The sequence below is a fragment of the Stenotrophomonas mexicanensis genome, from assembly GCF_032911605.1.
GTDB lineage: Bacteria > Pseudomonadota > Gammaproteobacteria > Xanthomonadales > Xanthomonadaceae > Stenotrophomonas > Stenotrophomonas maltophilia_A.
Genome location: NZ_JAWJTG010000050.1, coordinates 21,866 through 33,772, shown reverse-complemented (window position 1 = coordinate 33,772; position 11,907 = coordinate 21,866). Strand labels below are relative to the sequence as shown.

Genomic DNA, 11,907 nt, shown 5'->3' with positions numbered 1-11,907 from the left:
GGCCAGCGGCCGGCACTACCGGATCGCGAGCAACAAAAAACCCGGCCGGGGCCGGGTTCTTGTCTGCTGCCCGACCCCGAAGGGCAGGGCGGCAACGCCGGATCAGGCGGCCTTGAGGGCCTTGATGCGGTCGTTCAGGCGGCTCTTGTGGCGAGCAGCCTTGTTCTTGTGGATCAGGCCACGCGCGCTGAAGCGATCCAGGATCGGCTGGGCAACGGCGAAGGCGGCTTCGGCGCCGGCGGCATCGTTGGCGTCCAGCGCCTTGATCACTTTCTTGACAGCGGTGCGCAGCATCGAGCGCTGAGCCACGTTGCGCGCGTTGCGCACGACGGTCTGCTTGGCGCGCTTCTTGGCGGACTTGATATTGGCCACGGTGGTGGTTTCCTGAAAAAATCGGTGTTATGGGAACAGCAAGCTAGCTAGTATGATGGCCCGAGAAATGCACGTCAAGTCGATTGTCAAGAGGGACGCTGAGTGAGTTCACCGAAGATGTTGCGAGGCCTGCTGTCGTTCAGCAGCATGACCATGGTCTCGCGGGTGCTCGGACTTGTCCGTGACCAGGTGATCACCACCACGTTCGGCACCAATGCGGTTACCGATGCGTTCTGGGTTGCCTTCAGGGTACCCAATTTCCTGCGCCGGTTGTTCGCCGAAGGCTCTTTCGCCACCGCTTTCGTGCCGGTGTTCACGGAAGTGAAGGAAACCCGCAGCCATGCCGAGCTGCGTGAACTGATGGCCCGCACCGCCGGCACCCTGGGCGGCGTGCTGATGCTGGTCACCGCGCTGGCGCTGATCTTCGCGCCGCAGCTGGCGGTCGCATTCTCGAGTGGTGCTGATACCGACCCGGTCAAGCAGACCCTGCTGGTCGACCTGTTCCGCCTGACCTTCCCGTTCCTGTTGTTCGTCTCGTTGACCGCGCTGGCCGGTGGCGCGCTGAACAGCTTCCAGCGTTTCGCAATGCCGGCGCTGACCCCGGTCATCCTCAACCTGTGCATGATCGCCGGTGCGCTATGGCTGGCGCCGCGGCTGGGCGGCACCCCGGAAAAACAGATCCTGGCGCTGGGCTGGGCGGTACTCGCCGCCGGCATCCTGCAGCTGCTGTTCCAGCTGCCCTCGCTGAAGGGCATCAACCTGCTGACCCTGCCGCGCTGGGGCTGGCGCCATCCGGGCGTGCGCAAGGTGCTGACGCTGATGGTGCCGACCCTGTTCGGTTCGTCGGTGGCGCAGATCAACCTGCTGCTGGATACCCTCATCGCGGCCAAGCTGACCGACGGCTCGCAGTCGTGGCTGTCGCTGGCGGATCGCTTCCTGGAGCTGCCGCTGGGTGTGTTCGGCGTGGCGCTGGGCACGGTGATCCTGCCGGCGCTGGCCCGCCATCACGTCAGCACCGACCGCGAGGGTTTCTCGCGCTCGCTGGACTGGGGCCTGCGGATGACCCTGCTGATCTCGGTGCCGGCCATGCTGGGCCTGCTGCTGCTGGCCGAGCCGCTGATCGCCACTTTGTTCCAGTACCGCCAGTTCACCGCCTTCGATACCCGCATGACCGCGCTGTCGGTGTACGGCCTGAGTTTCGGCCTGCCGGCGTTCGCCCTGCTGAAGGTGGTGCTGCCGGCGTTCTATGCCCGCCAGGACACCAAGACCCCGGTCCGTGCCGGTGTGGCCGCGCTGGTGGCCAACATGGTGTTCAACTTCGCCCTGCTGGCCGTGCTCTACCAGGTCATGGTGCCGGATGAGCTGAAGGCGCAGGGCGTGATGGCGGCCATCGGCAAGCAGCCGGGCCTGCACCTGGCGCTGGGCATCGCCAGCGCACTGTCCAGTTACCTGAACCTGGGCCTGCTCTGGTACTGGCTGGGCAAGACCGATGTCTACCAGCGCCGGCCGGGCTGGGGCGGCTATCTGGTGCGGCTGCTGCTGGCCTGTGCGGCCATGGTCGGCGTGCTGTTGGCCCTGCTGCATTGGGTTCCCGACTTCACCGTCATGGACAAATGGCACCGTATCGGTGGCCTGATGCTGCTGGTCGGCGGCGGTGGCGCGACCTATGCGGTGGCCATGCTGGCGATGGGCTTCCGCCCGCGCGACCTGCGTGGGCATTGATCGCGGCCCGTGGCGGCTATACTTCAGGGTTACACCATTGAAGCAGCGGCCCCGGTCGGGCCGGAACGAGAGTTGATGAGCAGGCTGTTCAGAAGCGTCGAGGGCGGGGAGCTGTTCCCCAACGGAAGCGTGGTCTGTATCGGTGCATTCGACGGCCTTCACCTGGGCCATCGTGCGCTGGTCCGCCACGCGGTTGCCCGCGCGCGCGCCTTGGGCGTGGCCGCGGTGGCCGTGGCGTTCGAGCCGCTGCCGCGTGAATTCTTCGCCCAGGGCACGCCGCCGCCGCGGCTGACCCTGGCGCGCAGCAAGGTCGAGATCCTGCGCGAGCTGGGTGTGGATGCGATCGGCCTGCTGCGTTTCGACGCGGCGATGGCGGCGATGCCGGCCGAGACCTTCGTGCGCCAGTTGCTGGTCAATCGCCTGAGTGCGCGTGAGGTCTGGATCGGGCCGGAGTTCTGCTTCGGCAACCGCCGCCGCGGCGACCTGGCCCTGCTGCAGCAGCTCGGCGCCGAGCTCGGCTTCAGCGCCGGCGAGATCGAAGCGGTCGATCTGCACGGCGAGCGCATCTCCAGCACCCGCATCCGCCAGCTGCTGCAGGACGGCGACTTTGCCCGTGCCGGCGACCTGCTCGGCCGTCCCTACGCGATCAGCGGGCGGGTGGTGCGTGGGCGCCAGCTTGGCCGTACGCTGGGCTTCCCCACCGCCAACCTGCGCTTCCCGAAGACCCCGGCGTTGTCGGGCATCTACGCAACCTGGGTGCACGGCGTGTTCGACCAGCCGTGGCCGTCGGTGTCCAGCTTCGGCACGCGGCCGACCGTGGATGGCGTGGAGCCGTTGCTGGAAGCCCACTTGTTCGATTTCCAGGGCGACCTGTACGGGCGCCACATCGACGTGGAGTTCGTCGCCAAGCTGCGCGACGAAGAGAAATTCAATGATCTGGCGGCGCTGACCGACCAGATGCACCGCGATGCCGAACAGGCGCGCGCCATCCTTTCCGAACATAGATTGCGAGCCACTGCGTGAGCCAGGACTACAAGACCACCCTGAACCTGCCAGCCACCGAATTCCCGATGCGCGGCGACCTGCCCAAGCGCGAGCCGGGCATTCTGGCGCGGTGGGAAGAGCAGGGGCTCTACCAGCAGCTGCGCGACAACGCCGCCGGCCGCCCGCTGTTCGTGCTGCACGACGGCCCGCCGTACGCCAACGGCCGCATCCACCTCGGCCACGCGGTCAACAAGATCCTGAAGGACATCATCGTCAAGTCGCGCTACCTGGCCGGCTTCGATGCGCCCTACGTGCCGGGCTGGGACTGCCACGGCCTGCCGATCGAGATCGCGGTCGAGAAGAAGTGGGGCAAGGTCGGCACCAAGCTCGACGCCGTCGAATTCCGCCAGAAGTGCCGCGAGTTCGCTGAAGAGCAGATCAACATCCAGCGCGTGGACTTCAAGCGCCTGGGCGTGACCGGTGACTGGGACAACCCGTACAAGACCCTGAGCTTCGACTTCGAAGCCAACGAGATCCGTGCGCTGGCCAAGGTCGTGGCCAATGGCCACCTGGTGCGTGGCGCCAAGCCGGTGTACTGGTGCTTCGACTGTGGCTCGGCGCTGGCCGAGGCCGAGATCGAGTACCAGGAAAAGGAATCGCCGGCGATCGACGTGGCCTACGCCGCGCGCGATGCGCAGGCCATCGGCCAGGCGTTCGGCGTGAGCGTGCCGGCTGACGTGGAAGTGGCCGTGCCGATCTGGACCACCACCCCGTGGACGCTGCCGGCTTCGCTGGCGGTGTCGCTGGGCGCGGAGATCAACTACGTGCTGGCCGAAGGCCCGGCGCACAACGGCAAGCGCCGTTGGCTGGTGCTGGCCGCGGCCCTGGCCGAGCGCGCGCTGCAGCGCTATGGCGTCGAAAACGTGGTGCTGCACGGTGAAACCACCGGTGCCGCGCTGGAGAACCAGCTGCTGGCGCACCCGTTCTACCCGGAGCGCGAGATCCTGGTGCTCAACGGCGAGCACGTCTCCGACGAGGACGGTACCGGTGCGGTGCACACCGCCCCCGGCCACGGCCAGGAAGACTTCGTGGTCAGCCAGAAGTACGGCCTGCTGGACAAGTACAACGCCGGCCAGGTGACCCCGATCGACGGTCGTGGCGTGTACCTGGAATCGACCCCGCCGGCCGGTGACGTGGTGCTGGCGGGCCAGCACCTGTGGAAGGCGCAGGAGGCCATCGTCGGTGTGCTGCGCGACAACGGTTCGCTGCTGGCCTTCCACCCGATCCGCCACAGCTACCCGCACTGCTGGCGTCACAAGACGCCGGTGGTGTTCCGCGCCACCCCGCAGTGGTTCATCTCGATGGACAAGGCCAACCTGCGCAACGATGCGCTGGCCGCCATCGACACCGTCGGCTGGTTCCCGACCTGGGGCAAGGCGCGCATCCAGAGCATGGTCGACGGTCGTCCGGACTGGACCATCTCGCGCCAGCGCACCTGGGGCGTGCCGATCGCCCTGTTCACCCATCGCCAGACCGGCGAGATCCACCCCCGTTCGGTGGAGCTGATGCAGCAGGTCGCCGACCGCGTCGAAGCCGAGGGCATCGACGTGTGGTATTCGCTGGATGCTGCTGAACTGCTGGGCGCCGAAGCGGCCGACTACGAGAAGGTCACCGACATCCTCGACGTCTGGTTCGACTCGGGCGTGACCCATGAGGGCGTGCTCGCCGCGCGTGGCTTCGGCAAGCCGGCCGACCTGTACCTGGAAGGTTCCGACCAGCACCGCGGCTGGTTCCAGTCCTCGCTGCTGACCGGCGTGGCGATCGACAAGCGCGCGCCGTACAAGCAGTGCCTGACCCACGGCTTCACCGTGGACGAGCACGGCCGCAAGATGTCCAAGTCGCTGGGCAACGGCATCGAGCCGCAGGACATCATGAACAAGCTGGGCGCGGACATCCTGCGCCTGTGGATCGCCTCGGCCGACTACAGCAACGAGATGTCGCTGTCGCAGGAGATCCTCAAGCGCAACGCCGACGCCTACCGTCGCCTGCGCAACACCGCACGCTTCCTGCTCGGCAACCTGGACGGTTTCGATCCGGCCCAGCACCTGCAGCCGCTCGACCAGATGGTCGCGCTGGACCGCTGGATCGTGCATCGCGCGTGGGAGCTGCAGGAGAAGATCAAGGCGGCCTACGACGGCTACAACATGGCCGAGATCGTGCAGCTGCTGCTGAACTTCTGCAGCGTGGACCTCGGTTCGCTGTACCTGGACGTGACCAAGGACCGCCTGTACACGATGCCGACCGATTCCAGCGGTCGCCGTTCGGCACAGAGCGCGATGTACCACATCGCCGAAGCCTTCACCCGCTGGGTTGCCCCGATCCTGACCTTCACCGCTGACGAGCTGTGGGGCTATCTGCCGGGCGAACATGCCGGCCATGTGCTGTTCACCACCTGGTACGACGGCCTGGCGCCGCTGCCGGCCGATGCCCAGCTCAACGCCGCCGACTTCGATCAGCTGCTGGCCGTGCGCGAGCAGGTGGCCAAGGTGCTCGAGCCGATGCGTGCCAACGGCGCGATCGGTGCCGCGCTGGAAGCGGAAATCACCATCGCCGCCAGCGAAGAGCAGGCCGCGAAGTGGCAGCCGCTGGCCGATGAACTGCGTTTCCTGTTCATCAGTGGCGACGTGCAGGTGCGCCCGGCGACCACCGACGAGGTGTTCGTCAGCGCCCAGCCGACCACCAAGGCCAAGTGCGTGCGCTGCTGGCACCACCGCGCCGACGTCGGCAGCAACGCCGACCACCCGGAACTGTGCGGCCGCTGCGTGAGCAACATCACCGGCGCCGGTGAAGTGCGGAGCTGGTTCTGATGGCCGCGCCCCGTCCGCATCCGAACGCCCTGGTCTGGCTGCTGCTGTCGGCCGCCATCATCGGCCTGGACCAGTGGTCCAAGGCCTGGGTGTTGTCGAGCCTGCCGGAGTTCCAGCCAGTGGTGGTCATCGACGGCTTCTGGAACTGGTACCGCACCTACAACACCGGTGCCGCGTTCAGTTTCCTGAGCGACGCCGGTGGCTGGCAGAAACACTTCTTCACCGTGTTGGCGATCGTCATCAGCGGCCTGATGGCCTGGTGGCTGCGTAGCACTGCCCGCGGCAACTGGAAGGCCGCGGTGCCGTACGCGCTGATCATCGGTGGCGCCATCGGCAACGTGATCGACCGCCAGGTGCACGGCCACGTGGTCGACTTCATCCAGTGGTACGTGGGCAGCTACACCTGGCCCTCGTTCAACATCGCCGATTCGGCCATCGTGGTGGGTGCCATCGGCATCGCCCTGTTTGGCCTGTTCGACGGCAAGTCCGCCAAAAAGGCGGATAATGCCAACCCGAAACCGTAAGCCGGCCGCTGCCGGGAGACTGAACTGATGGATGTGCTGCTCGCCAACCCGCGTGGATTCTGTGCCGGCGTCGATCGTGCGATCGAGATCGTCAAGCGCGCGATCGAAACGCTGGGCGCGCCCATCTATGTCCGCCATGAAGTGGTGCACAACCGCTTCGTTGTCGACGACCTGAAGCAGCGCGGTGCGATCTTCGTCGAGGAACTCGATGAAGTGCCGGACAACAACACGGTCATTTTCAGCGCGCATGGCGTGTCCCAGGCCGTGCGCCAGGAGGCCGAGCGTCGTGGCCTGAAGGTGTTCGACGCCACCTGTCCGCTGGTGACCAAGGTCCACTTCGAAGTCGCCCGCCACTGCCGTGCCGGCCGTGACGTGGTGCTGATCGGCCACGCCGGTCACCCGGAAGTGGAGGGCACCATGGGCCAGTGGAACCGCGAAGCCGGCACCGGCCAGATCTATCTGGTCGAGGATGTCGAGCAGGTTGCCACGCTGCACATCAACCAGCCGGAAAACTTCGCCTACACCACCCAGACCACGCTGTCGGTGGATGACACGCGCGGCATCATCGATGCATTGCGCGAGCGTTTCCCGGCAATGCAGGGCCCGAAGAACGACGACATCTGCTACGCCACGCAGAACCGCCAGGACGCCGTGCGCGATCTGGCCAAGCGCTGCGACCTGGTGCTGGTGGTCGGCTCGCCGAACAGTTCCAACTCCAACCGCTTGAGCGAGCTGGCCCGTCGTGAGGGCGTGGAGTCGTACCTGATCGACGGCGCGCACGAGATCGACCCGCAGTGGGTGGTTGGCAAGCAGCACATCGGTGTGACCGCAGGTGCCTCGGCGCCGCAGGTGCTGGTTGATGGCGTGCTGGCGCGTCTGGCCGAGCTGGGCGCCAGCGGCGTGGGCGAGCTGGACGGCGAACCGGAATCGATGGTGTTCGCGCTGCCGAAGGAACTGCGCCTGCGCCTGGTCGACTGACCGGGCCTGACTCTGGTGGGTGCGAACCTTGGTTCGCACTGTCGGATGGCGTTTTGCCACATCAGGCCGGAGCGCCACCGACCATGACCTTCGGCCATGGGGCCGGGCACTGCACAGGCCTAGCATCGGAAGATTCTCCGTTGTTGGAACCTGCCCGATGAAGACCCGAGCCCTGGCCATGTCATTGCTGTTCGCGCTGGCGGCCACGCCCGCGCTGGCGCAGACCTCGCCGCCGGGCGATGCCGCGGCCCTTGGCCTGCTGCGCATCGACGTGGATGCACGCGACCTCGCGCGCCGCATCTTCAAGGTGACCGCCACGGTGCCTGCCAAGCCCGGCCCGATGACCCTGCTGTACCCGCAGTGGATTCCCGGCAACCATTCGCCCACCGGCCCGATCGACAAGCTGGCCGGCCTGCGCGTGACGGCCAACGGCAAGCCGCTGGCCTGGCAGCGCGACCAGTTCAACGTCTATGCGTTCAAGGTGAACGTGCCTGAGGGCGTGAGCGAGATCGTCGCCCACTTCGATTTCCTGTCCTCGCAGGGCGGCAGCCAGGGCCGGGTGGTGATGACCCCGGAAATGCTCAATCTGCAGTGGAATGCCAATTCGCTGTATCCGGCCGGCGTCGATGCGCGCAACCTGCAGGCGCAGGCCAGCGTGACCCTGCCCAAGGGCTGGTCGTTCGCCACCGCGTTGGAGACCGCGCGCCGCGACGGTGACACCGTGGTGTTCAAGCCGATCTCCTATGACCACCTGGTCGATTCGCCGTTGTTCGCTGGCGAACACTACCAGCGCATCGATCTCGACCCCGGCGCAAAGGTGCCGGTGCACCTCAATGTGTTTGCAGACGAAGCCAAGTCGCTGAAGCCGAGCGACGAACAGATCAAGCTGCACCGTGCGCTGGTGCAGCAGGCCGACAAGCTCTACGGTGCGCGCCACTACAACCACTATGAATTCCTGCTGGCGTTGACCGACCGCCTCGGCGGCATTGGTCTGGAGCACCACCGCTCCAGCGAGAACAGTGCCGATCCAGGCTACTTCACAGAGTGGGACAGCAACGCGTGGATGCGCGACCTGCTGCCACATGAGTACACCCATTCGTGGAACGGGAAGTACCGTCGCGGCGCCGATCTGGCCACCGCCAACTTCAACGTGCCGATGGGCGACAGCCTGCTGTGGGTGTATGAGGGCCAGACCCAGTTCTGGGGCCAGGTGCTGGCGGCGCGTTCGGGCCTGTGGTCGACCACACAGGCGCGCGACATGCTGGCCAACGTGGCCGCGACCTATGACCGTGGTCGCCCGGGCCTGGCCTGGCGGCCGCTGCAGGACACCACCAACGACCCGACCATCGCGCAGCGCCGCACGCTGCCTTACCGCAACTACCAGATGAGCGAGGACTACTACTCCGGCGGCCAGATGCTGTGGCTGGAAGTGGAGGGCAAGCTGCGCGAACTGAGCAGCAACCGGCGCAGCCTGGATGATTTTGCGCGCGCCTTCTTCGGGGTCGGCAACGGCGACTGGGACGTCAATCCCTACACCTTCGACGACGTGGTCGCGACCTTGAACGGCATCGCGCCGTACGACTGGGCGACGTTCCTGCGCGGTCGCCTGGATGGCCACGGTTCGTTGACCGGTGGCCTGGAACTGGCGGGCTGGAAGCTGGTCTACCGCGATACTCCGAACGACGCCTACAAGGCGCAGGAAAAGCGCGCCAAGGCAGCGTTGCTGGCGTACTCACTGGGTGCGACCGTGCTCGACAACGGCACGGTCGGTGACGTGATCTGGGACAGCCCGGCGTTCAATGCCGGCCTGGCGCCGGGCATGAAGGTGATTGCGGTTGGCGGGCGCGAGTACAGCAGCCAGCGGCTGAAGGATGCGGTGGCGGCAGCAGCAAAGGACAAGGCACCGATCGTGTTGCTGGTGAAGCAGTTCGATCGCATCGAAACGATGAGCATCGCCTACCACGGTGGCCTGCAGTACCCGGTGCTGGAGCGCATCGCCGGCAAGCCTGACCGCCTGGCGGACCTGTGGAAGGCGCGATGAAACCGCGTGCCCGCGATGGCGTGATCCCGCTGATGGCGGTCCTCGCCATCATCGGCGCGTTCCTGCACGGTGACGGGCGTTGGCTGCACTGGCTGGCCAAGCCGACGACCACGCTGCTGATCGCTGCCATCGCCTGGCGCGTGCACGATCCCGCGCAGCCGTTCTATCGGCGTGCGGTGCTGGCCGGCATGCTGCTCTCGTGCGTGGGCGATATCGCACTGATGCTGCCGATGGATGCGTTCGTACCGGGGCTGGTCGCATTCCTGCTGGCGCATGTCTGCTACATCATCGCCTTCCGCGGAGGCCTGCGTGCCGGGCGTGGGCTGGTCGGCGCCAGCGTCCTGCTCGGTGCGTTTGCCGTGCTCAACGTGCTGGGCCTGTGGCCACACCTGCCCGCACCGATGCGTATTCCGGTGCTGGCGTACGTGGTGGTGCTGGCATCGATGGCGGTGCTGGCCCTGGCACGGCAGTGGCGCCGCCCGCAGCCCGATGCCGTGGAAGCCCGAAGCGCCCGCTGGGCTGCGGCAGGTGCATTGCTGTTCGTCGCCAGCGATTCGCTGTTGGCCTGGGACCGCTTCGCCGGTGGCCTGCCGCTGGCCAGCCTGCTGGTGCTGTCCACGTACTACGCCGCGCAGTACGCCATCGCGCGCTCGGTGAAATAGAAAAAGGGGACGGAGGGGATTAAGTCGCAAATCGCACCAAGGCACATACGACTTAATCCCCTCCGTCCCCTTTTTTGTGTGGCCTACCGGCGGCTCACGCCGCGCAGGGCGCCCTGCGCATCGAACTGCAGGCGCACGGATTCGCGGTCACCGGCGACTTCGTCCGGCAGCCATACCAGCTTGCCGGCTTTGCGCACGATCACGTAGACGTGGCCGACTTCAGATGCGGGGTTCTGCAGCGCATTGCGCTGTTCCTGCAGTGCCTGCGCCACGCGCGGAACAGCCTCGAAATCGATGCTGGCCAGGGATGTGCTGCTGCGCTGCAGGCTGATGGTCGGCGCAAACTGCTGCGGGTTCACCGGATTGCCCTTGCGCCATTGGCCACGTTCAAAGTGATAGCTGTCGACGTGGCCCGGCTGTTGCGGATCGACCAGATCGAGGTTGATGCGGCCATCGTCGTAGAAGTGGATGCTGTGGAAGACCGTCAGCCGCTGGCCGGCCAGCGCTGGCATCTGCTCCAGTGCCTGACGGGCAGCCAGCAGGTAGTCCGCATCGAACAGGCGGTTGTTGCGCTCGGGCGCTCCAGCGGTGCTCGCGGCGGGGAAGGGCGCCGGGGACGGCACAAGCGATGCGGATTGTTCGCGCGGCGACTGGGACGAGACGGACGCGGGCAACCGGTCCGGCTGTACCGAATGCCCCAGCGTTTCGCTGATGGTCTGCAGGGCGCCTCCGGCAACGGCCACGCCCGCCAGAACCAGCAGCAGTACCAGGAACACTGTGCGGGTTGAGGGCGGCTGTTTCATACTCCCTCCAGGCGCACGTTGCTGCGGTCATCCGGGTCGTACAGAAGCGTCACATGCTCGCGCGGGATGTTGGCCAGTTCAATCAGCGGGATGAAGCGGCGCACGCGGGCCTGCTGCACGTTGCCTTCGCGGTCGATGTATTCCAGCTGGAACTCCACCTGCGGCTGTTCGTTGAGGTAGGTGCCGGTCTGACGCACCTTCAACACCCTGGCCTCCACGCCGATGCCGCGATACTTCAGCGCATCGCCGCGGGCATCGGCGTGCAGCAGGCGGCCGAGCAGGCGCAGGCCCAGCGCATAGCCACACAGCACCAGCGGGCACACCAGCAGCGGGTGACCGAACGACAGGAAGGTCCAGCCCAGCCCCTCGCTCTGCAGCTGGTAGGCCCACACATAGGCAGCGGCAACGATGGCGATGCCGAGTGCTGTACCGATGCCGCGCCGCCACAGGCTGGCGACATTCAGTTCGGGCTGGGCACCGTCCAGCACGATGTTGGGGAATGCTCCGGGTGTCCGGCCCAGGCGCGCATCGATGTGCCTGCCCACCTCGAAGCGATGCAGCTGGGGTTTGCTGTCGACCACCAGCATCTGTTCGCGGACCGGCGTACCGGACAGGTTCTTGAAGGACAACTGCAGTTTCCATTGCGCGAACCCACGTACCTGCACGCCGGTCTGTTCGGCCTGCTCGATCAGCGCACTGCGCGGTTCACCGTCGGCCAGGATCGACTGCACCCGGTGCAGTGCGCGTGGCGGCCCCAGCAACAGGTAGTGCAGGAAGGCGAACAGCAGCATCAGCCACAGGACCATCGACAGTGCGAGCAGCAACAGTGCCAGCCACGGTGCGCTGCGGTCGACCAGCGCTACCGGCCACGAAGTGCCGAAATAGAGAATGCAGGGAAAAGGCAACGCGAAGAACAGCAGGAACGCGCCCCAGAACCAGAGATAGGCTTTCATG

10 protein-coding genes are annotated in these 11,907 nt (G+C 66.4%); 7 read left to right on the top strand and 3 right to left on the bottom strand.

Annotation, left to right across the window (positions count from 1 at the left end; all coding sequences use genetic code 11):
• Window positions 1-102 precede the first annotated feature (102 nt).
• Entirely contained in the window at window positions 103-372 is a 270-nt protein-coding gene (gene rpsT, locus R1L06_RS17825) for a 30S ribosomal protein S20 (RefSeq protein WP_005408560.1), read from the bottom strand.
• Window positions 373-489: 117 nt separating this feature from the next.
• On the opposite strand from rpsT, the gene murJ reads away from it, so the two are divergent.
• The 7 genes from murJ (at window position 490) to R1L06_RS17790 (ending at window position 10,150) form a co-directional block, all read left to right on the top strand.
• Window positions 490-2,094, top strand: coding sequence for a murein biosynthesis integral membrane protein MurJ (gene murJ / locus R1L06_RS17820; RefSeq protein WP_049462332.1), 1,605 nt, complete (start codon window positions 490-492; stop codon window positions 2,092-2,094).
• Between the two features lie 75 nt (window positions 2,095-2,169).
• Complete coding sequence (locus tag R1L06_RS17815) at window positions 2,170-3,117, top strand: bifunctional riboflavin kinase/FAD synthetase (protein ID WP_032127582.1); 948 nt, start codon at window positions 2,170-2,172, stop codon at window positions 3,115-3,117.
• Window positions 3,114-5,945, top strand: coding sequence for an isoleucine--tRNA ligase (ileS, locus tag R1L06_RS17810; RefSeq protein ID WP_317218367.1), 2,832 nt, complete (start codon window positions 3,114-3,116; stop codon window positions 5,943-5,945). The genes R1L06_RS17815 and ileS overlap by 4 nt, the downstream gene beginning before the upstream one ends.
• A complete protein-coding gene (lspA, locus tag R1L06_RS17805) occupies window positions 5,945-6,469 on the top strand; it encodes a signal peptidase II (RefSeq protein ID WP_049424357.1) in 525 nt (174 codons plus the stop codon). The genes ileS and lspA overlap by 1 nt, the downstream gene beginning before the upstream one ends.
• Window positions 6,470-6,496: 27 nt before the next feature.
• Window positions 6,497-7,447: a 4-hydroxy-3-methylbut-2-enyl diphosphate reductase gene (gene ispH / locus R1L06_RS17800; RefSeq protein ID WP_049424359.1), complete on the top strand. Its 951-nt coding sequence runs from the start codon at window positions 6,497-6,499 to the stop codon at window positions 7,445-7,447.
• Between the two features lie 157 nt (window positions 7,448-7,604).
• Window positions 7,605-9,488: a M61 family metallopeptidase gene (locus R1L06_RS17795; RefSeq protein ID WP_317218366.1), complete on the top strand. Its 1,884-nt coding sequence runs from the start codon at window positions 7,605-7,607 to the stop codon at window positions 9,486-9,488.
• Window positions 9,485-10,150 (top strand): lysoplasmalogenase, encoded by a 666-nt coding sequence (locus R1L06_RS17790; protein ID WP_317218365.1) that lies wholly within the window; start codon window positions 9,485-9,487, stop codon window positions 10,148-10,150. The genes R1L06_RS17795 and R1L06_RS17790 overlap by 4 nt, the downstream gene beginning before the upstream one ends.
• An 83-nt stretch (window positions 10,151-10,233) precedes the next feature.
• Here the strand turns inward: R1L06_RS17790 and R1L06_RS17785 are convergent, their stop codons facing one another.
• Window positions 10,234-10,953, bottom strand: coding sequence for a hypothetical protein (locus tag R1L06_RS17785; protein ID WP_032127576.1), 720 nt, complete (start codon window positions 10,951-10,953; stop codon window positions 10,234-10,236).
• A complete protein-coding gene (locus tag R1L06_RS17780) occupies window positions 10,950-11,906 on the bottom strand; it encodes a hypothetical protein (RefSeq protein ID WP_317218364.1) in 957 nt (318 codons plus the stop codon). The genes R1L06_RS17785 and R1L06_RS17780 overlap by 4 nt, the downstream gene beginning before the upstream one ends.
• Between the last annotated feature and the right edge of the window lies 1 nt (window position 11,907).

What these genes read in the sequence shown, in the direction of transcription:
- R1L06_RS17795 (WP_317218366.1), top strand. Translation starts at nt 7,605, where the DNA reads ATGAAGACCCGAGCCCTGGCCATGTCATTGCTGTTCGCGCTGGCGGCC.
- lspA (WP_049424357.1), top strand. Translation starts at nt 5,945, where the DNA reads ATGGCCGCGCCCCGTCCGCATCCGAACGCCCTGGTCTGGCTGCTGCTG.
- R1L06_RS17815 (WP_032127582.1), top strand. Translation starts at nt 2,170, where the DNA reads ATGAGCAGGCTGTTCAGAAGCGTCGAGGGCGGGGAGCTGTTCCCCAAC.
- R1L06_RS17780 (WP_317218364.1), bottom strand. Translation starts at nt 11,906, where the DNA reads ATGAAAGCCTATCTCTGGTTCTGGGGCGCGTTCCTGCTGTTCTTCGCG.
- R1L06_RS17785 (WP_032127576.1), bottom strand. Translation starts at nt 10,953, where the DNA reads ATGAAACAGCCGCCCTCAACCCGCACAGTGTTCCTGGTACTGCTGCTG.
- murJ (WP_049462332.1), top strand. Translation starts at nt 490, where the DNA reads ATGTTGCGAGGCCTGCTGTCGTTCAGCAGCATGACCATGGTCTCGCGG.
- R1L06_RS17790 (WP_317218365.1), top strand. Translation starts at nt 9,485, where the DNA reads ATGAAACCGCGTGCCCGCGATGGCGTGATCCCGCTGATGGCGGTCCTC.
- ispH (WP_049424359.1), top strand. Translation starts at nt 6,497, where the DNA reads ATGGATGTGCTGCTCGCCAACCCGCGTGGATTCTGTGCCGGCGTCGAT.